Genomic DNA, 19490 nt, shown 5'->3' with positions numbered 1-19490 from the left:
CCCGCCTTCACCGCCTTCACGCCCAAGCGGCGTTTCGCTTAGGGGTCCCCGCGAATGCGAGTTCACCCCATCGGACCCACAAAGCAACCCGCGCACCCCCCACGAAGCGGCCCCCGGCGGCCACAAGACCGCCAGGGGACCACCTCACTCACATAGCCCGCCGGTTCCGCAACACGGCAAGCAAGGCAGCCCCAGCCGCCACCAACAACGCCCCCACCCCGGTGATCCACCGCAGGTTCGACCCGGTGTCGGGAAGATCCCCACCCCCACCCGGCCCAGGAACGTCCCCCGGCTTGCTCGGCGTCGGGAAGGTCGGCGGAGTCGGATGCACCGGCGTGCTCGTCGTAGCCCCGGAGGTCGTAGTCCCAGTCGTAGACGAAGTGGGCTCCGTCGACGTCGGCTCAGTCGTCGGCCCGGTCGTCGTCGGCTCAGTGGTGGTCGGCTCGGTGGTCGTGGGCTCGGTGGTGGTCGGCTCTGTCGTGGTCGGCTCAGTGGTCGTGGGTTCAGTCGTGGTCGTGGTGGGTTCGGTGGTGGTGGGCTCCGTCGTTGTGGTCGTCGGCTCAGTGGTGGTCGTGGTCGGTTCGGTGGTCGTCGGCTCAGTCGTGGTGGGCTCGGTGGTCGTCGTAGTCGGCTCGGTCGTGGTCGTCGTCGGCTCAGTGGTCGTCGTCGTGGGCTCAGTCGTCGTGGTAGTCGGCTCGGTCGTAGTCGGTTCCGTGGTCGTCGGTTCCGTCGTCGTGGTCGTCGTCGGCGTAGGCGCGCAGTCCGGGAGGTCGCCGTTGAACGGGTAGGCGTGGATCTCGTTGCCCGTGCCGCCGCCCCGTCCGCTGGCGTGGATCAGCGTGCCCGTGGTGAAGAAGCGCCCGTTGGTGCCCGGCATGGTGACCGTGGTGGTGCTCGCCGGGTTGCCGACCAGGATGCTGCCCTGGAACTGGGCTCCGCCGGTGAACAGGGCGGTGGAGGCGTCCGGGAGGTTCCAGAGGAGGCGGTCGCGGAGCTGGTTGAGGGGGTCGTTGTCGTCGAGGGTGCCGGAGAAGGTGTTGATCGTGCGGTTGGCGCCGATGATGTTGACCAGGACCGTCGCGCCCGCGGGGATGCCGGTGAACTCGACCGCCTGGGCGCCGCCGGAGGCGGTGGCGATGTCGAAGTCGACGTTGAAGACCTGCAGGGCCGAGGTGCCGTCGCCGGTGAAGAGCGTGCGGTAGCCCTCGTTGACGGCGGTGCCGGTCGGGGTGCGCAGCTCGGTGCCGTCGGGGCGGGCGTAGCAGTTGCTGGCGGCGGTCAGCTCCGCCCGCAGCGCGGTGTACGGGGCGGCGGCGCCATCGTCCTGGACGACGGTGCCGACGATCGTGCCGGTGGCCGTGCCCGCGTGCCGGACCACCCCGCCGGGCGGGGAGTCGCCGACCGCGTCGAGGACCTGGCCGGGGGCGATCGTGACGTCGCCGCCCGTGGTCAGGAAATCCGCCCCATTGGGTGGTGGGACGCGGGAGCCGACGCCCACGACGCCGATGTTGTAGCGGTTGGACACCCCCGCGGCCTTGTTCTGGTCGAAGGAGCCGAGCACCACCGTGCGGCCCTCGGCCTCGGCGGCGCTGTCGCGGACGAGCATGTCGCCGCCGACGAAGATGTTGATCGCGTTGTCCCGCCCGGCGAAGGGGCCGTTGCTCACCGGTGGGAACGGATCGGGGCAGTCCCCGGGCACGCACGGGCCGAGGCCGCCCGGCAGTTGGGCGGCCATCGCCGCACCCGTCCAGGCGATCCCCACCACGACCGCGCCCGCGGTCACACCGGCCGCGATAGCCACGGCCGTCCCCCGCACATTCCGCATTTGCTCCTCCGATGGACGGCATGAGGCCAACGGAGTAGGAGGCTAGTCCAAAAAGAGCAGTCGCGCGGCTCAGCGCTTCTGGCCGCCGCGCTCGGCCCACTCCTTGGTGATGATCACGATCAGCCCGGGGCTGGCGTCCTGGATGCCCTCGAAGCGCGGTAGCGCGCGGATGCCGAAGGCCCGCGCCAACTCCTTGGCGGCGGCCTCTTCCGGCGTTCCCGGGCGGAAGTAGACGGTGGTCTCCGGGACCAGGCCCTGGTGGTTGTCGACGTCGACGACGTTCCAGCCAGCGGCCTTGATCTCGGCGGCGGCGCGGTCGGCGAGGCCGGTGATCGTGCTGTTGTTGTACACCCGGACGGGGATGTCCTGATAGGACGGGCCGCCGTCGGAGCCGCCGGGGCCGCCCGGGGCGGGGCCGGTGCCGGGGGCGGTGGGCATGGCGGTGGGCTCGCTCGTGGTCGACGTGCCCGCGGCCGGGGTCGTGGTGGGCGCGGTCCCGGTGCCCGGCGGGGGCCCCGCGATGTCCGAGCTGGCCCCGGGCGGGGTGGTCGTGGCGCCCGCGGGCAGGGTGATGCTGGTCTGCCCCGCGCTGGGCTCCCCGTTGCCGCCGAGCAGCGTGACGACGCCCAGGACGGTGGCCACGGCGGCCACGCCGAGCAGCGCCAGCCCGGCGATCCGGGCCGGGCGCATCGGTTCGGTGGTCATCGGGGCTCCATTCCCAGCCGTCGGGCGCGTCGGGTCGCTCGCAGCCTGCGCAGCCGCTTGACCAGCATCGGGTCCTCCGCCAGCGCCGCCTGCGTCTCGATCAGCGCGTTGAGCAGCTGGTAGTAGCGGGTGCTGGAGAGGCCGAAGGTCTCCCGGATGGCCTTGTCCTTGGCGCCCGCGGTCTTCCACCACTGGCGCTCGAAGGCGAGGAAAGCTCGGTCCCGGTCGCTGAGACCGGGGGTCTCGGCGGGCACTTCGGCGGCGTCCATCTGCTCCTCGCGGGCGACTCGCTGGCGCGTGCGGCCATTACACCACGTGAGCGCCCCGGTTGATCGCCACATCCCCCGGCGCGTCCGGGTCTTCTCCTTCTACCCTGCGGGTATGACAGTTCACCCGATCCTGATCGCAGGCGAGCCGGTGCTGCACCAGCCGACCAAGCCGGTCGAGTCGTTCGACGCCGAGCTGAAGACCCTCGTCGACGACATGTTCGAGACGATGGCCGCCGCGCGGGGCGTCGGCCTCGCGGCCAACCAGATCGGGATCGGGCTGCGCGTGTTCGTCTACGACTGCCCCGACGACGAGGGCGTCCGCCACGTCGGGCACGTGGTCAACCCGGTGCTCACCACCAGCGAGATCCCCGAGGGCATGCCGGACCCGGAGGCGGACCTGGAGGGCTGCCTGTCGGTGCCCGGCGAGGCGTTCCCGACCGGCCGCGCGTCGTGGGCGAAGGTGACCGGGCAGGACGTCGACGGCAACCCGATCGAGGTCGAGGGCACCGGCTTCTTCGCCCGCTGCCTCCAGCACGAGACCGACCACCTCGACGGGCACCTCTACCTGACCCGGCTGATCGGCCGCAACGCCCGCGACGCCAAGCGCATGCTCAAGGCCAACCGGTGGGGCACCCCCGGGCTGTCCTGGAACCCGGCCACCAGCGACGACCCCTTCGCCTAGCCGCGACTGGCCGCGTACGCCTCCAGTGCGGCCAGCTGCGCCGGGTCCAGCGACGGCCGCACCCGCTCGCGGGCGGCGGCCAGGTGGTCGGCGGTGACGATCTTGGCGTCCAGCGACTCGCGCATCGCCGTCAGCGCCGCCTCGCGCACGAGCGCGGCGCAGTCGGCGGCCGAGTAGCCCGCCAGCTCGGCCGCGTAGGCGGCCAGGTCGACGTCCTCGGCCAGCGGGGTGTTGCGGGCGGTCGCGGCCAGGATGGCCGCGCGCGCGTCGGCGTCCGGCGGCGGGACGTAGATCAGCCGCTCCAGCCTGCCCGGCCGCAGCAGGGCCGGGTCGACCAGCTCGGGGCGGTTGGTCGCGCCCACCACGACGACGTCGCGCAGCGGCTCCACACCGTCCAGTTCGGTCAGCAGGGCGGCCACCACCCGGTCGGCCACCCCCGAGTCCGACGACTGGCCGCGCCGCGGGGCCAGCGCGTCCACCTCGTCCAGGAAGATCAGGGCGGGGGCGGCGTCGGCGGCGCGGCGGAACAGGTCGCGCACGGCGCGCTCGGACTCCCCGACCCACTTGTCCATCAGCTCGGCGCCCTTGACCGCGAACACGTTGAGCTGGCCGGTGCCCGCCAGGGCGCGCAGCAGGAACGTCTTGCCGCCGCCGGGCGGGCCGTAGAGCAGCACGCCGCGCGGCGGGGCGACGCCGAGGCGGGCGAAGGAGTCCGGGTAGCGCAGCGGCCAGAGCACGGCCTCGGTCAGCGCCTGCTTGGTCTCGGCCATGTCGCCCACGTCGTCGAGGGTGATCCCGCCGGTGTTCAGGCTCGACGACATCGATGTCGGCCGCACCGAGGACACCGCGCCGAGCAGGTCGTCCTGGGTGACCTTCGGCTCGTCGGCGGCCCGGTCGCGCAGGGCGGCGCGGATCGCGGCCTCCCGGCGCACGGCGATCAGGTCGGCGGCGACGAAGCCGGGGGTGCGCCCGGCCAGCGCGCCGAAATCCACATCGGACTCCACCGGGACGTCCCTGAGCAGCACCCGCAGCAGCTCGGTGCGCCCGCGGGCGTCCGGCAGCGGCACGGCCAGCTCCCGGTCGATGAGGTCGGGCCCGCGCAGCCGCCGGTCGACGCCCTCCGGGTGCGCGGTCGTGGCCACCAGCGCCAGCCGCGGGTGCTCGACCGCGGCGCGCAGCGCGTCCAGCACGACCGGGGCGACCGGCGGCTGGTCCGCGGCGGGCAGCAGGGCGTCGACATCGGTGATGAGCAGCACCGACGGCGTCGACCCGCGGGCGGCGTCGATGGCCGAGCGGACCCGGGCCGCCGCCGCGTTGGGCTCCAGCACGGCCACCGTCGGCGCGGTCAGCTCCACGACCTGAGCGCCCGCGGCGTGGGCCACCGACCGCACCAGCGTCGCCTTGCCGACGCCCTCTGGGCCTGCGACCAGCACGCCCAGCCGGGCCGCCGCGCCGAGGCGGGCCAGCAGCTCGGGGCGGGTGAACGCCAGCTCGAACCACTCGCCGAGGGTGCGCGCGGCCTCCTGGGCGCCCACCAGGTCGGCTACCGGGATCGGCTCGGGCGCGGTCGGGGCCACCGCGTCGTCGGGGGCGGCCACCGGCTCGGCCACCCCGGCGACCAGCGCGCCGTCGGACACCGCGCGGACCGCGGGGGCGGCGACGCGCTGCTCCCCGGTGCGGGCGCCGTCGCGCCAGCCCACGACCGTCGTCGGGTGCACGGTGACCGCGCCAGCGGGCTCGGTCGCGGTGATCGTCAGCAGCTCGTTGGTCCACGTCATGCCGATGGCCCGGGACAGCTTGCCGCGCACCGCGCCCACGTCGGCCCCCGGCGGCGGGGCCAGGTCCTGCGGCAGCAGCGACACCGCGTCGCCGACGGTCAGGACCTTGCCCATCAGCGCGGCGCGGACCGTCTCCGGCGACAGCGCCGTGCCCGCCAGCCGCGACCCGGCGACGGTGACCGCCCGGGCGGGCGCGACCTCGACCGGCGAGACAACGACCTCGCCGCCCTCGGTCACGCCGATGTTGGACATGGTGATGTCGTCGAGCAGGACCACCCCGGTCGGTCCGTCCACCCCGGCCTCGGCGGCCAGCGCCGCGCTGACCCGGGCCCCGGTCAGCCGCACCCCGTCCCACGGCCGCAGCCCCAGGGCGTCGAGCACCTCGGGGTGCAGGCGCACGACGCCGCGCCTGCTGTCGATGGCGGAGGGGGACAACCGGACGGTCAAGGTGATCTGCGGGCTCACCCGCCCAGGCTATTGCTCCCGGGAGCGCTGCGTGCGCCGGAGGCCGGTGCGCCGCCACGAGCGGCCCATCGGCGCGGTGGTCTCGCGCATGCGCTCGCCGCGCCTGCCCACGGCGCGCTTGGCCGCGCCCGCCACCTTGCCGAAGCCCGGCGGCCGCAGGCCCAGCCGCCTGCCGTGGGCGCGGCGGATGGCCCGGCGCTCGCGCGCGGGCACGTCCCACGCCTCGGGGTGCTTGGCCAGCCACTGCTTGCGGCGCACCGCGTAGGGGATGTGCAGCAGGTACAGCACCAGCGCCACCGACAGGGCCAGCCACGGGTAGGTGATCACCGCGGCGGCCAGCAGGCCCACGCCCACCAGCAGCGGGGCGACGGCGCGGGCGGGCACCCGGACCGTCTTCAGCGACATCGTGGGGATGCGGCTGATCAGCAGCGCCGATACCCCGACCATCCAGACGCTGACCACGGCCTCGGACTGCCACCACTGGTCGTCCCCGCCGACCTGGATGGCCAGGATCAGCGGCAGCAGCGCCAGCAGCCCGCCTGCCGGGGCGGGCACCCCGACGAAGAACTCCTTGGCGTACGGCGGCTGCTCGGCGTCGTCGAGCAGGGTGTTGAAGCGGGCCAGGCGCAGGATCATGCACACGGCGAAGATCAGCGCGATGACCCAGCCGAAGCGGTTGGCGCTGTCGAACTTCCAGACGTAGAGCACCAGGGCGGGGGCGACGCCGAAGGAGATCGCGTCGGCCAGCGAGTCCAGCTCCGCGCCCATCTTGCTGGTCGCGTCGAGCAGGCGCGCGATGCGGCCGTCGAGGCTGTCGAGCACCGCGGCCACCGCGATCGCGGCGATGGCGCCCGCGGGCTGGGCGTTGAGCGCGAAGTGCACCGCCGAGAGGCCCGCGCACACCGCGAGCACGGTGATCGCGTTGGGCAGCAGGCGCACGCCCGGCCCGGCGGGGGCCATCAGGAGGCCAGTTCGGCGAGGACGGTCTCCCCGCCGATGGTGCGCTGCCCCGGCTCGACCAGCACCCGGCTGCCCGCGGGGACGTAGAGGTCGACCCGGGAGCCGAAGCGGATCAGCCCGTAGGTCTGGCCCGCGAGCACCTTGTCGCCGTCGGCGACCGAGCAGATGATGCGGCGCGCGACCAGGCCCGCGATCTGCACGACCACGAGGTCGTGCCCGTCGTCGGTGCGCAGGTGGACGCTGGTGCGCTCGTTGACCTCGCTGGCCTCGTCGAGGTCGGCGGAGAGGAACTTGCCGGGCACGTGCACCGCGCTGACCACCTGGCCGGTGGCGGGGGTGCGCTGCACGTGCACGTCGAAGACCGACAGGAAGACGCTGACCCGCAGCATCGGGGCGGGGCCCAGGCCCAGCTCGGCGGGCGGGACGGCCTCGACCACGTGGGAGACGGTGCCGTCGGCCGGGGCCACGGCGATGCCGGGGCGCTTCGGGGTGACCCGCTTGGGCTCCCGGAAGAACCAGGCCAGCCAGGCCGTCAGCAGCCCGGCCAGCACGCCAGCGCGGCGGGACTTGGCCCGGACCAGCAGCGCGGCCAGCGCCCCGCCCGCGACGAACGGCCTGCCAGCGGGGTGCAGGGGCGGGATGATGCTCTTGGTCAGCGCGACCGCGTGGGCCAGCGCGCCGGGCTTGTCAGGTGCGGCGCTCATCGGATGCGTGGTGTCCCCAACGTCTCGACCGGGTTTGCCGAACACGCTACGCCAGCGGGCCCCCGGACATCGCGTGCGCCCCCGACGTCGCACGCGGTGCCCGGAAGGCGAACTCGATCCTACGCTCGGCGAACAACCGGATCACGCACGCGGACCAGCATGTGGACGCCTCAGTCCAGCAGGACGAGGTCGACCTCCCCGCCCGCGGGGACCTCGGCCACGCCCACGGGCAGTTCGATCAGGCAGTTGGACTCGGCGAAGGAGGCCAGCAGGTGGGATCCGGGGCCGCCGACCGGGACCACGGCGACCACGCCCGCGTCGTGCCTGCCCCGCCGGTACTGCACCTTCCCGGCAGGCGAGCGCAGCGCCTCGGTGGTGCGCGCCCGCGCCCGCGGCCGGTCCACGGCGGGGTGGCCCATCGCCGCCAGCAGCGCCGGGCGCACGAACAGCTCGAACGACAGCGCCGCGCTCACCGGGTTGCCCGGCAACGCCACCACCGCCAGCCCGTCGACCCGGCCCGACCCCTGCGGGCCGCCGGGCTGCATGGCCACCCTGACGAACTCCACGCCGCGCCCGGCCAGGGCGTCCTTGACCACCTCGTAGGCGCCCGCGCTCACCCCGCCCGAGGTGATCAGCAGGTCGGCGTCGGCGTGGCGCTCGACGGCGGCCAGGAACGCGGGCACGTCGTCGGGCACGAACCGCGACACCACCGCCTCGCCGCCGATCTCGCGCACCGCCGCCGCCAGCAGCACGCTGTTGGACTCGTAGATGCGCCCGGGGGCCAGCGGCTCGCCCGGCGGGGTCAGCTCGGTCCCGGTCGAGAGCACCACGACCCGCGGCCGCCTGCGCACGGGCAGCTCGCCCAGCCCGACCGCGGCGGCCAGCCCCAGCCGCGCCGAGCCCAGCACCACGCCCGCCTTGAGCACGACGCTCCCGGCGACCACTTCCTCACCGGCGCGCCGCACGTGCTTGCCCGGCTCGACCCGGCCGCGGATGGCCACCACCTCGGTGCCGCCGTCGGTCAGCTCCACCTGCACCACCGCGTCCGCGCCGGGCGGCATCGGGGCGCCGGTCATGATCCGGTGCGCGGTCCCGGGGGCCAGCGGGCGCACGTCGGTGCGGCCCGCGGGGATGTCGTCGGCCACCGGCAGGGACGTCTCATCGCCGAGGTCGGCGGCGCGCACGGCGTAGCCGTCCATCGCGGAGTTGTCGAACGGCGGCAGCGACACCCCGGCGACCACGTCCTCGGCCAGCACCAGCCCGAGGCAGTCGGCCAGCGGCAGCCGCCGCACCGGCAGCGGCGGCACGAGGGCGGCCACGCGGTCGCGGTAGTCCGGAGCGCTCCACATCACAGGCCCATCTTGCCCGCGTGCGAGACTCCACCGCGCATCCGCTCGGGGGAGGGAAGACGATGCAGGTCCGCACCCGGCACACGCCGACGTTCGCGGTGGCGCGGCTGGTGCTCGCGCCCGGCGAGGCCGTCCAGGCCGACTACGCCGCGATGGTCGCCACCAGCTACGGCGTGCTCATCGACTCCGGCCGCGGCCGGGGCCGGACCCGCCCCGCGGTGTTCACCGCGCCCGCCGAGGGCGGCTGGGTCGACCTCGCCCCCGCCCACCCCGGCGACGCCCACGTGCTGGAGCTCGACGGCAAGACCGGCTGGTGCGTGGCCCGCGGCGCCCGGCTCGCCCTGCCCATGACGCTGCGCGCCGACCCCGGCTGGGCGGGCTTCCACCCGCTCTTCGGCGTCGAGCACGGCTTCCTCGAGCACGTCACCGGCATCGGCGCGACCGTGCTGGCCTGCTGCGGCGCGCTGGACACGATCGCGCTGGACCCCGGCGAGGCGGTGACGGTCGACCCGGCCCACCTGCTCGCCTACGCCGACGGCACGCAGGTCCGGCTGCGCGCGGTCGACCCGTCCGGGCCGCAGAGCCTGCGCACCGGCGAGGGCCTGCTGCTCGACCTCGCGGGCCCGGGGCAGGTGCTGGTGCAAACCCGCAGGCCGCGCCCACCGGCCGGGCGTTGACCGTTACGCTGCCGGACGTGTCGGAGGATCTCACCGGGCGGCGCCTGGGGCACTACCGCATCGACGGGGTGCTCGGCAAGGGCGGTATGAGCGTGATGTACCGCGCCACCGACGTCCGGCTGGGGCGCAAGGTGGCGCTGAAGGTGATCGCCGAGCACCTGACCGCCGACCCGGAGTTCCGCGAGCGCTTCGTCGACGAGGCCCGCAACACCTCCGCCATCGACCACGCCAACGTCGTTCCGCTCTACGACTTCGGCGAGGTCGACGGCCTGCTCTACATCGCCATGCGGCTGGTCGACGGCTCGGACATGGCCAGCCTGATCGCCGACGGCCCGATGTCCCCGCAGCGCACCCTGGCCCTGCTCGCCCAGGTCGCCGAGGCGCTGGACAACCTGCACGACCGCGGCCTGGTGCACCTGGACGTCAAGCCTGCGAACGTGCTGGTGACCGCCCGGGAGTCGACCGCAGAGCACGTCTACCTCGCCGACTTCGGGCTGACCAGGCGCGGCGCGACCGGCCACCGCACCCGCGGCGGGGACTTCCTCGGCTCGCCGACCTACGCCGCCCCCGAGCACCTGCGCGGCGAGCCGGTCGACGGGCGCACCGACGCCTACTCGCTGGCGTGCGTGCTCTTCGCCTGCCTGACCGGGCGCCCGCCGTTCACCGGGCAGGTGCCCGACGTGATCCAGGGCCACCTGCACCGCGACGCGCCCGCCGCGACCGACCAGGTGGTGCTGCCGCAGGCGATCGACGAGGTGATCCGCCGCGGCATGGCCAAGAACCCGGCGCAGCGCTACGGCAACTGCCGCGAGCTCGTCGCCGCGGCCCGCCAGGCGCTGGGCGCGGCCGCCGCCTCGGCGGTCCCGCCGGGCCGCCGCCCGGCCGGGCCCCGGCCGCCGCAGCCGCCTGCGCGCGCCCCGCAGCCCCCGCCCCGCCCGCCGCAGCGCCCGGCCGACCCGGTCCGGCTGCGCCCGCCCGCGCCGATCGGCGCGTCGGCCTTCCGCCCGGAGAAGAGCCGCGCCCGCTGGGTCGCCCCGGTGGCCGTCGGCGCGATCGCCATCGGGGTCATCGTCGCGGTCGTGCTGATCCTCACCGCCAACAGCGGCGGCACCGACCCAGGACCAGCCCCGACGACTCCCCCGTCGATCCAGGTCGGCCCCGGTGGCGAGTCCGCAGACCCGACCACGACCACCCGGGCCGGGCTGCCCAGCATCACCATCGTCACCCCCACGCGCTGAGCCGCGTCGCTTGCACTCGCCGTCGGAGAGTGCTAAACACGACATTGGCACTCGGGCTCATCGAGTGCCAATGAGGTCGGGACGGTGAGGCAGGCCGATCGCCTGTCGTCCGTCGCGGGCACCGAGCCTGGCCACTCGTGTTTCCACCCGACGGAGGACTACACCGCAATGGCCAAGTTGATCGCGTTTGACGAGGAAGCGCGCCGCGGCCTCGAGCGCGGCCTGAACACCCTCGCCGACGCCGTCAAGGTGACGCTCGGCCCCCGTGGCCGCAACGTCGTGCTCGAGAAGAAGTGGGGCGCGCCGACCATCACCAACGATGGCGTGTCGATCGCCAAGGAGATCGAGCTCGAGGACCCGTGGGAGAAGATCGGGGCCGAGCTCGTCAAAGAGGTCGCCAAGAAGACCGACGACGTCGCCGGTGACGGCACCACCACCGCCACCGTGCTCGCCCAGGCGCTGGTCCGCGAGGGCCTGCGCAACGTGGCCGCCGGTGCCGACCCGCTGTCGCTCAAGCGCGGCATCGAGCAGGCCGTCGAGGCCGTGATCGAGCAGCTGCACAAGAGCGCCTCCGAGGTCGAGACCAAGGAGCAGATCGCGGCGACCGCGTCGATCTCCGCTGGCGACACCACCATCGGCGAGCTGATCGCCGAGGCGCTGGACAAGGTCGGCAAGGAAGGCGTCATCACCGTCGAGGAGAGCAACGCGCTCGGCATGGAGCTGGAGCTCACCGAGGGCATGCGCTTCGACAAGGGCTACATCTCCGGTTACTTCGTGACCGACCCCGAGCGCCAGGAAGCGGTCCTGGAGGACCCGTACATCCTGCTGTTCGGCTCGAAGATCTCCTCGGTCAAGGACCTGCTCCCGCTGCTGGAGAAGGTCATGCAGGCAGGCAAGCCGCTGCTGATCATCGCCGAGGACGTCGAGGGCGAGGCCCTGGCGACCCTGGTGGTCAACAAGATCCGCGGCACCTTCAAGTCCGTCGCCGTCAAGGCTCCGGGCTTCGGCGACCGCCGCAAGGCGATGCTGCAGGACATGGCCATCCTCACCGGCGGCCAGGTCATCAGCGAGGACGTGGGCCTCAAGCTCGACAACGCCGACATCTCGCTGCTGGGCCGCGCCCGCAAGGTCGTGGTGACCAAGGACGAGACCACCATCGTCGAGGGCTCCGGCGACGCCGAGCAGATCGAGGGCCGGGTCAACCAGATCCGCGCCGAGATCGACAAGTCCGACTCCGACTACGACCGCGAGAAGCTGCAGGAGCGCCTGGCCAAGCTGGCCGGTGGCGTGGCGGTCATCAAGGCCGGTGCCGCGACCGAGGTCGAGCTCAAGGAGCGCAAGCACCGCATCGAGGACGCGGTGCGCAACGCCAAGGCCGCCGTCGAGGAGGGCATCGTCGCCGGTGGCGGCGTCGCCCTGCTGCAGGCGTCCAAGACCGCCTTCGAGGGCCTGCGCCTGGAGGGCGACGAGGCGACCGGCGCCAACATCGTCAAGGTCGCCGTCGAGGCCCCGCTCAAGCAGATCGCGATCAACAGCGGTCTCGAGGGCGGCGTCGTCGTGGAGAAGGTGAAGAACCTCCCCGCCGGGCACGGCCTCAACGCCGCCACCGGTGACTACGAGGACCTGGTCAAGGCGGGCGTGCTGGACCCGACCAAGGTGACCCGCTCCGCGCTGCAGAACGCCGCCTCCATCGCGGCGCTGTTCCTGACCACCGAGGCGGTCGTCGCCGACAAGCCGGAGAAGGCCTCGGCCGCTCCGGGTGGCGGTGACCCGACCGGCGGCATGGACTTCTGATAGCCGATAGCTGCCAGGAGGCCCGGTCCCCTTCGCGGGGGACCGGGCCTTCGCCGTTTCAGGGGCCGGTTCGGGTGGCTCTAGGCTGGTGGTTATGGACAGTCTGCGTCTGCTGCGCGAGTGGCCGGTCGACAACGTCGCTGCCGCGGTGGTGACGCGGGACGGCGCGGTCCGGGGGACCCACGGGGACCTCGGGCGGGAGTTCCGGCTCGCCTCGGTCACCAAGCTGCTGAGCGCCTACGGGGTGCTGCTGGCCGTCGAGGAGGGGGCGGTCGAGTGGGACGACCCCGCGGGGCCCGCGACCGTCCGGCACCTCGCCGCGCACACCTCCGGGCTGGCGTTCGACTCCGACGCCATCCAGGCGCAGCCGGGGACGCGCCGGATCTACTCCAACACCGGCTTCACCGTGCTCGCCGAGCACCTGGCGAAGGCGACCGGCATCGACTTCGCGGACTACCTGCGCGAAGGGGTGTTCGGCCCGCTGGGCATGGCGGGCACCCGGCTGGTGGGCAGCGCCGGGGCCGGGGCGGTGTCCACCGCGGACGACCTCATCAAGTTCGTGGCCGAGCTGCAGAACCCGACGCTGACCAGCACCCTGCCCGAGGCCACCGCCGTGGCCTTCCCGGGGCTCAACGGCGTGCTCCCCGGGTACGGGATGCAGAAGCCCAACGACTGGGGCCTGGGCTTCGAGATCCGCGGGGCGAAGTCGCCGCACTGGACCGGGCGCGGCAGCTCGCCGCGCACGTTCGGCCACTTCGGACAGTCGGGGACCTTCGTCTGGGTCGACCCGGACGCCGGGGCCGCGTGCGTCGTCCTGACCGACCGCGACTTCGGCGAATGGGCCGTCGAGGCGTGGACGCCCTTCACCGACGCGGTGCTAGCCGATCTCGGGCAGGGGGCCTAGTAGGTCGTCGGCGTCGCAGATGCGGTAGGCGTAGCCCTGCTCGGCCAGGAACCGCTGGCGGTGCGCGGCGTAGTCGGTGTCGAGGGTGTCGCGGGAGACCACCGAGTAGAAGTGGGCCTGCCTGCCGTCGGTCTTGGGCCGCAGCAGGCGGCCCAGGCGCTGGGCCTCCTCCTGCCGGGAGCCGAAGGTGCCCGACACCTGGATCGCCACCGACGCCTCGGGCAGGTCGATGGAGAAGTTGGCCACTTTGGACACCACCAGCCGGGGCAGCTCGCCGGAGCGGAAGGCGTCGAAGAGCTGCTCGCGCTCGGCGTTGCGGGTCGAGCCCTGGATGACCGGGCAGTCCAGCGCCGTGCCCAGCTCCTCCAGCTGTTCGAGGTAGGCGCCGATCACCAGGGCCGGCTCGTCCGGGTGGCGGTCCAAAATGGACCGGACGACCGGGATCTTCGTCCGGGCGGTCGCGCACAGCTTGTAGCGCTCCTCCGGCTCGGCCGTGGCGTACTCCAGCCGCTCGCGGTCGGTCAGGGTGACGCGCACCTCGGTGCACTCGGCGGGCGCGATCCAGCCCTGGGACTCGATGTCGCGCCAGGGCACGTCGTAGCGCTTGGGGCCGATGAGGGAGAACACGTCGCCCTCGCGGCCGTCCTCGCGCACCAGCGTCGCGGTCAGGCCCAGGCGGCGGCGGGACTGCAGGTCGGCGGTCATCCGGAACACGGGCGCGGGCAGCAGGTGCACCTCGTCGTAGATCACCAGGCCCCAGTCGCGGGAGTCGAACAGCTCCAGGTGCCGGTACTCGCCCTTGGACTTGCGGGTGATGACCTGGTAGGTGGCGATCGTGACCGGGCGGATCTCCTTGCGCTCGCCGGAGTACTCGCCGATCTCGTCCTCGGTCAGCGACGTGCGGGCGACCAGCTCGCGCTTCCACTGCCTGCCCGCGACGGTGTTGGTCACCAGGATCAGGGTCGTGGCCTTCGCGTGCGCCATCGCGGCCGCGCCGACCAGCGTCTTGCCCGCCCCGCAGGGCAGGACGACCACCCCGGAGCCGCCGTCCCAGAACGCCCCGGCCGCCTGCCGCTGGTAGTCGCGCAGCGCCCAGCCGTCCTCCTGCAGGTCGATGGGGTGGGCCTCGCCGTCGACGTAGCCCGCGAGGTCCTCGGCGGGCCAGCCGACCTTGAGCAGCACCTGCTTGAGCCTGCCGCGCTCGCTGGGGTGCACCACGACCGTGTCGGGATCGATGCGCGCGCCCAGCATCGGGGCGATCTTCTTGTGCCGCAGCACCTCCTCCAGCACCGCCCGGTCCGTGGTGGACATCACCAGGCCGTGCGCGGGGTGGTTGTGCAGGGTGAGCCGCCCGAACCGGGCCATCGTGTCCACGACGTCGATCAGCAGCGGCTGCGGGACCGGGTAGCGGGAGTAGGTCGTCAGCGCGTGCACGACCTGCTCGGCGTCGTGGCCCGCGGCGCGGGCGTTCCACAGCGCCAGCGGGGTCACCCGGTAGGTGTGCACGTGCTCGGGCGCGCGCTCCAGCTCGGCGAACGGCGCGATGGCCGTCCGCGCGTCGTCGGACAGGGGGTGGTCGACCTCCAGCAGGAGCGTCTTGTCCGACTGCACGATCAGCGGTCCGTCGGTCACGCCGTCCAGTGTCGCAGAGTCCGGTACCGTCCCCACCCGTCCGTACCACGAGCGCGGAGGCGAGATGACGGATCCGGGGACGAATCGGCAGGCCAGGAAGGTGTTCGGGCTGCCGGTGGCGGTCGTCGCGGTGCTCGCCGCGGTGGTCCTGGCCGCCGCGGGCGTCGGCGTCTGGCTGGCGGTGCAGCCGGGGGGCAGCAGCGCCAGCGGCCCGTGCGTGGCGGTGGCGGGCCCGGACGACACGGCCAAGGCCGAGCAGGTCGACTGCGATTCGTCGGACGCGACCTTCAAGCTGGCGTCCACCCGGGCCCTGGGCGACGACGGCTGCCCCGAGGGCGCCTACCGGGAGGTGCGCACCAGCTCGGAGCTGCTCTGCCTGATGCCCAACTTCGTCGCGGGAAACTGCTACGACCCCGACGACGCCAACAGCGCCTTCGTCGTCGCCGACTGCTCCTCGGCCGAGGCCATCCGGATCTCCGAGGTCATCGAGGGCACGGTCGACCCGTCGGGCTGCCCGGACGGCAACGGCCTGGGCTACCCGGAGCCACCGGTCGTGTTCTGCATTGAGACGCCCGGCGTCTGAGGCCGGGGAGCAGGCCCGGGTCGCCCCGGGCCCGCTCCGTCACGCCTCGACCGGCTCCTTGGCCTGCAGCAGCCCCGCCACCCGGGCCCGCAGGTCGACGAACTCGTCGCTGGCCCGGGTCGCGATCTGGTCGCGCTCGGCGCCCAGCGGCACGTCCAGCGCGGCCACGGCGGTCGCCGGGGACTTCGACAGCACCAGCACCCGGTCGCCCAGGTAGACGCTCTCGTCGATGTCGTGGGTGACCAGCAGGACGGTGGTCTCCTGCTCGCGCCGCACCCGCAGCAGCAGGTCCTCCAGCTCGAACCGGGTCTGCGCGTCCACCGAGGCGAACGGCTCGTCCATCAGCAGCAGCGCGGGCCGGTAGGCCAGCGCCCTGGCGATGGCGACGCGCTGCTGCATGCCGCCGGAGAGCTGCCAGGGGTGCTTGCGGGCCGCCGCGGACAGCCCGACGGCCGCCAGCGCCTCCTTGGCCCGCTCCTGCCGCTCTGCCCTGGGCAGGCCGCGCAGCGGGAACTCCACGTTCCGCTGCACCGACAGCCACGGGAACAGCGACCGGCTGTAGTCCTGGAACACCACGGCCAGGTCCGCGGGCACGCCGTCCACCGGGGTGCCGTGCAGGCGCACCGACCCCTCGGTGGGCCGGATGAGCCCGGAGATCGTCCGCAGCAGCGTCGACTTCCCGCAGCCGGACGGGCCGACCACGCAGAGCAGCTCGCCTTCGGCCACGGTGAACGACAGCCCGGAGATGGCGGTGTGCGCCCCGTCCTTGGCCTGGTAGGTGTGTCCGAGGTCGGCGACGTCGAGCATGGGGGTCACATCATCCTCCAGTAGCCAGCGCGTGGGCTTCGAGGGAGTGCCGGGGTTGCCAGGCGAGGGCGCGCCGCTCCGCGGCCAGCAGCAGGGTGTTGAACACGTAGCCCAGCACCCCGAGGGTCACCACCCACGCCCACATGTCTTCCAGGTCGTAGAGCTGCTGGGCCTGCACGAGCAGGTAGCCGATGCCGTTGACCGAGCCGACCAGCTCGGAGACGACCATGACGACCACCGCGATGGACAAGCTCAGCCGCAGCCCGGCGAACACCTTGGGCAGCGCGGCGGGCAGCACGACGCCCAGCGTCCACTGGGCGGGGGAGAGCCGGAACACCTTGGCGGTGTCCACCTTGGTCGCGTCGACGCCGCTGGCGCCGTCGATGGTGTTGAGCAGCACCGGCCACAGCGCGCCGAAGACGATCGTCGGCAGCTGCATGTCGGTCACCCCCACCGCGGCGACGAAGAACGGCACCAGCAGCGGCGGCGGGATCGACCGCATGAAGTTGAAGATCGGTCCCAGGTAGGCGATCGCGCGCGCCGAGCGGCCGAGCAGGATGCCCAGCGCGATCCCGAGCACCGCCGCGATGGCCCACCCGGCCAGCATCCGCCCGATGCCGGGGACCATGTGGTCGACGAACGCCGCGGAGAACCACTGCTCCAGCATGGTGGGGGCGATCTGCGACGGCGACGGGAAGAACGGGCTGGCGGCCAGCCGGGTGAGCAGCTCCCACCCGGCGACGGCGACCAGGAAGACCGCCCAGTTCTGGGTGATCCGGGACAGCAGCGTCACTGGTCGACCCCCTTGGGCGCGCTCCACGAGAACAGCCGCCGGTGCAGCCGCTCCAGGCCCGCGTTGGCCGCGTAGCCCAGCAGTCCGGCCAGGACGGTCCCGGCCAGCACCACGTCCATGTGGGACCCGGAGCTCTCGGCGACCATGATGTGCTGGCCGATGCCCACCGTGCCGCCGCTGAGCAGCTCGGTGCCGACGACGACGGCCAGCGCCATCGCCGCGGACAGGCGCACCCCGGTGAGCACGAACGGGGCGGCGCTGGGCAGCGCGACCCTGGTCAGCACGCCGACGCGGCTGGTGCCGAAGGCGCGGGCGGTCTCGACGTGCAGCGGGTCCAGCTCGTCGAGGGCGTAGATGGTGTTGAACAGGATCGGCCAGACCGCGGCGTAGACCGCGAGGATGATCTTGGTGTCCGGCCCGGTGCCGAAGGTCATCATGGCCAGCGGGATCAGCGCGACCGACGGGATCGGCCGCAGGAACTCCACCAGCGCCATGGTGGCCCGCCGCACGGCCGGGACGCTGCCCAGCACCAGCCCGGCGGGCACGGCGACGGCCACGGCGACCGCCAGGGCGATCAGCGCGGCCAGCACGGTGGCGACCACCGCGCGGAGGAACTCGGCGTCGCCCAGCATGGAGACCATGGTGGGCAGCACGACGCTCGGCGGGACGAGGTAGTTGCTCGGAACCAGTTCGGTGCGGCTGGCCGTCTCCCAGACGGCGAACAGCCCGGCCACCCCGACCAGTCCGGCGGGCATTCGGCGGGTTCGCCTCACAACGCGCGGCCCCGGGGCGCGCGCCCCGGGGCCCACCTCCAGACTCAGCCGCTCGTCGGGGTGCTGACGATCATGGGGGCGACGTCGAGCTTGCCCTTGATCGCGCCGAACTGCTCCAGCAGGTTGGCCACGCGCTGCAGGCGGTTGGCCTCCAGGGTCGTGGAGTACGTCGCGATCGTCACCAGCCGCGCGGTGTTCTCATCGATCTGGGCGTACTTGACGAACATCGGCTCCATCTTGGCCCGGTCGGTCGCCTCGCCCTGGGCCCGGGCCAGCGCGCGCTGGAAGGCGGCGATGGTGTTCGGGCTGGTGGTGGCGAACTTGCCGGGGCCGCCGACGGCGATGTAGCCGGACATGGGCAGCTCGGCGGTCGGGCCGGAGGCCGCGTCCATCACCGGGACCGCGCCTGCCTCCTTCATCGCCTTGGTCACCCAGGGCTCGACGACCACGGCGGCGTCGACGGAGCCGTCGAGCATCGCGGGCAGCATGGCGCTCAGGCCCATCGGCACCCACTCGATCTCGGAGTAGTCGATGCCCTGGACGTTCATCACGGCCATCGGCGCGAGGTCGGTGAAGGTGTTCTTGGCGGTGATGGCGATCTTCTTGCCGGGCAGCTGGTCGGCGCGCTTGACCGAGGAGTTCGGGGTCGCCACGACCATCAGGTGGTTGGGCTTGGCGGCCAGGCCGTCGGCCACGACCTTGAAGTCGGCCATCCGCTTGCTCTGCGCGGTGAAGGTGGCCGCGTAGGTCGAGAAGCTGATGTCCAGCGAGCCGCTCATGATGCCCTGGAGGGCTTCGTGGCCGCTCTTGACCACGACCGTCTCGACCTCCAGGCCCTCTTCCTTGAAGTAGCCGTTGTCGATCGCGTAGTGCAGCGGGGCGATGTCGACGACCGGGATGGTGCCCACCTTGATCTTGGTCTTCTCCAGCCCGCCCGGCCCGGGGTTGGCGGTGCCGCCGTCGTCGTCCCCGCCCAGCAGGCCGCAGCCGGTGAGGGTGGCGGCCAGCGCCACGGCCAGGGCCGCGATCGGCAGGCGGACGCGGGCAGTCCGCCTGGTAACGCTTCGGAGCATGAAGCTCTCCTCGTAGGAGGTTGGCAATTGTCGAGGTTGTGGGCCCCCCTGGCACCAGGTGGCACTCTAGAGACTTAGCACCGTTGTCACAATGAGTGCGCACCACTCTCCACCCGGTGAACTCTCTCACTGAATCAGGGGATGTCGTTGCCCCACTTGGCGCAATTACGCCGTGCTGCTGACCTGGGGTTTACCGACCGTGACCAATTGAGTGAACGGACGTTCACAATCGCCCCATTTGGCGCAACGCCTACGTCGGAATATCGCCTTTTGGATCACCCGCTGAGGATGTTGCCGACGCTAACTACCTGATACGGGGTGTGATGATGCCCTGGAAGGGTTACATCGTGGCCTAGACTTCGCTACCTTCTGTGCCCACAGTGCGGGTGCAGACCCAGCTGTAGCGGTAGGAGCGGTCTTGATGCGCGCATGCCACGTCGGTCCGAGGTGGCCCGGGGGCGTGCTGCATCATGGAGCGT

The 19490-nt window shown here is 73.0% G+C and carries 18 protein-coding genes; 6 read left to right on the top strand and 12 right to left on the bottom strand.

Going from position 1 to position 19490, the window contains the following annotated elements:
- Positions 1-148: 148 nt before the first annotated feature.
- From ACWEPX_RS30825 to ACWEPX_RS30815, 3 genes are all read right to left on the bottom strand, one after another.
- A complete protein-coding gene (locus ACWEPX_RS30825; protein WP_451900782.1) occupies positions 149-1801 on the bottom strand; it encodes a choice-of-anchor A family protein in 1653 nt (550 codons plus the stop codon).
- A gap of 93 nt (positions 1802-1894) precedes the next feature.
- Positions 1895-2530: a LytR C-terminal domain-containing protein gene (locus ACWEPX_RS30820; RefSeq protein ID WP_451900781.1), complete on the bottom strand. Its 636-nt coding sequence runs from the start codon at positions 2528-2530 to the stop codon at positions 1895-1897.
- The gene (locus ACWEPX_RS30815) at positions 2527-2799 is read right to left on the bottom strand and encodes a DUF3263 domain-containing protein (protein ID WP_451900780.1); all 273 of its coding nucleotides are present in this window, start codon (positions 2797-2799) and stop codon (positions 2527-2529) included. The genes ACWEPX_RS30820 and ACWEPX_RS30815 overlap by 4 nt, the downstream gene beginning before the upstream one ends.
- Positions 2800-2911: 112 nt before the next feature.
- Here ACWEPX_RS30815 and ACWEPX_RS30810 point away from each other — a divergent pair, with 112 nt between their 5' ends.
- Complete coding sequence (locus ACWEPX_RS30810) at positions 2912-3481, top strand: peptide deformylase (protein ID WP_451900779.1); 570 nt, start codon at positions 2912-2914, stop codon at positions 3479-3481.
- Here the strand turns inward: ACWEPX_RS30810 and ACWEPX_RS30805 are convergent.
- The 4 genes from ACWEPX_RS30805 to moeA all read right to left on the bottom strand — a co-directional run bounded on the left by ACWEPX_RS30805 (position 3478) and on the right by moeA (position 8737).
- Entirely contained in the window at positions 3478-5724 is a 2247-nt protein-coding gene (locus ACWEPX_RS30805) for an AAA family ATPase (RefSeq protein ID WP_451900778.1), read from the bottom strand. The two genes, ACWEPX_RS30810 and ACWEPX_RS30805, sit on opposite strands and share 4 nt — an antisense overlap.
- 9 nt (positions 5725-5733) lie before the next feature.
- Positions 5734-6684 carry a CDP-diacylglycerol--serine O-phosphatidyltransferase gene (gene pssA, locus ACWEPX_RS30800; protein WP_451900777.1) on the bottom strand — a complete coding sequence of 317 codons (951 nt, stop codon included), beginning with the start codon at positions 6682-6684 and terminating at the stop codon, positions 5734-5736.
- The gene (locus tag ACWEPX_RS30795) at positions 6684-7388 is read right to left on the bottom strand and encodes a phosphatidylserine decarboxylase (protein ID WP_451900776.1); all 705 of its coding nucleotides are present in this window, start codon (positions 7386-7388) and stop codon (positions 6684-6686) included. Before ACWEPX_RS30795 ends, pssA begins: the two co-directional genes overlap by 1 nt.
- 170 nt (positions 7389-7558) lie before the next feature.
- On the bottom strand, positions 7559-8737 hold the full coding sequence (gene moeA / locus ACWEPX_RS30790; protein WP_451900775.1) for a molybdopterin molybdotransferase MoeA: 1179 nt from the start codon (positions 8735-8737) through the stop codon (positions 7559-7561).
- Positions 8738-8799: 62 nt separating this feature from the next.
- Here moeA and ACWEPX_RS30785 point away from each other — a divergent pair, with 62 nt between their 5' ends.
- The 4 genes from ACWEPX_RS30785 to ACWEPX_RS30770 all read left to right on the top strand — a co-directional run bounded on the left by ACWEPX_RS30785 (position 8800) and on the right by ACWEPX_RS30770 (position 13350).
- The gene (locus ACWEPX_RS30785) at positions 8800-9414 is read left to right on the top strand and encodes an AIM24 family protein (protein ID WP_451900774.1); all 615 of its coding nucleotides are present in this window, start codon (positions 8800-8802) and stop codon (positions 9412-9414) included.
- 17 nt (positions 9415-9431) lie between these two features.
- On the top strand, positions 9432-10652 hold the full coding sequence (locus ACWEPX_RS30780; protein WP_451900773.1) for a serine/threonine-protein kinase: 1221 nt from the start codon (positions 9432-9434) through the stop codon (positions 10650-10652).
- A gap of 168 nt (positions 10653-10820) precedes the next feature.
- Positions 10821-12446, top strand: a complete 1626-nt coding sequence (groL, locus tag ACWEPX_RS30775) for a chaperonin GroEL (protein WP_451900772.1) — start codon at positions 10821-10823, stop codon at positions 12444-12446.
- Between the two features lie 94 nt (positions 12447-12540).
- Positions 12541-13350 carry a serine hydrolase domain-containing protein gene (locus ACWEPX_RS30770; protein WP_451900771.1) on the top strand — a complete coding sequence of 270 codons (810 nt, stop codon included), beginning with the start codon at positions 12541-12543 and terminating at the stop codon, positions 13348-13350.
- Here ACWEPX_RS30770 and ACWEPX_RS30765 read toward each other — a convergent pair.
- A complete protein-coding gene (locus tag ACWEPX_RS30765) occupies positions 13324-14982 on the bottom strand; it encodes a DNA repair helicase XPB (RefSeq protein WP_451900770.1) in 1659 nt (552 codons plus the stop codon). The two genes, ACWEPX_RS30770 and ACWEPX_RS30765, sit on opposite strands and share 27 nt — an antisense overlap.
- Positions 14983-15046: 64 nt before the next feature.
- On the opposite strand from ACWEPX_RS30765, the gene ACWEPX_RS30760 reads away from it, so the two are divergent.
- Positions 15047-15565 (top strand): LppU/SCO3897 family protein, encoded by a 519-nt coding sequence (locus ACWEPX_RS30760; protein ID WP_451900769.1) that lies wholly within the window; start codon positions 15047-15049, stop codon positions 15563-15565.
- 39 nt (positions 15566-15604) lie between these two features.
- On the opposite strand, the gene ACWEPX_RS30755 is transcribed toward ACWEPX_RS30760, so the two are convergent.
- The 4 genes from ACWEPX_RS30755 to ACWEPX_RS30740 all read right to left on the bottom strand — a co-directional run bounded on the left by ACWEPX_RS30755 (position 15605) and on the right by ACWEPX_RS30740 (position 19011).
- Positions 15605-16381: an ABC transporter ATP-binding protein gene (locus ACWEPX_RS30755; RefSeq protein WP_451900768.1), complete on the bottom strand. Its 777-nt coding sequence runs from the start codon at positions 16379-16381 to the stop codon at positions 15605-15607.
- A gap of 1 nt (position 16382) precedes the next feature.
- On the bottom strand, positions 16383-17165 hold the full coding sequence (locus tag ACWEPX_RS30750) for an ABC transporter permease (RefSeq protein WP_451900767.1): 783 nt from the start codon (positions 17163-17165) through the stop codon (positions 16383-16385).
- Complete coding sequence (locus ACWEPX_RS30745) at positions 17162-17920, bottom strand: ABC transporter permease (protein ID WP_451900766.1); 759 nt, start codon at positions 17918-17920, stop codon at positions 17162-17164. The genes ACWEPX_RS30750 and ACWEPX_RS30745 overlap by 4 nt, the downstream gene beginning before the upstream one ends.
- A gap of 62 nt (positions 17921-17982) precedes the next feature.
- Positions 17983-19011: an ABC transporter substrate-binding protein gene (locus ACWEPX_RS30740; RefSeq protein ID WP_451900765.1), complete on the bottom strand. Its 1029-nt coding sequence runs from the start codon at positions 19009-19011 to the stop codon at positions 17983-17985.
- Positions 19012-19490: the final 479 nt, after the last annotated feature.

The sequence above is a fragment of the Actinokineospora sp. NPDC004072 genome (assembly GCF_053604195.1).
This window is presented reverse-complemented; position numbering and strand designations above follow the sequence as displayed.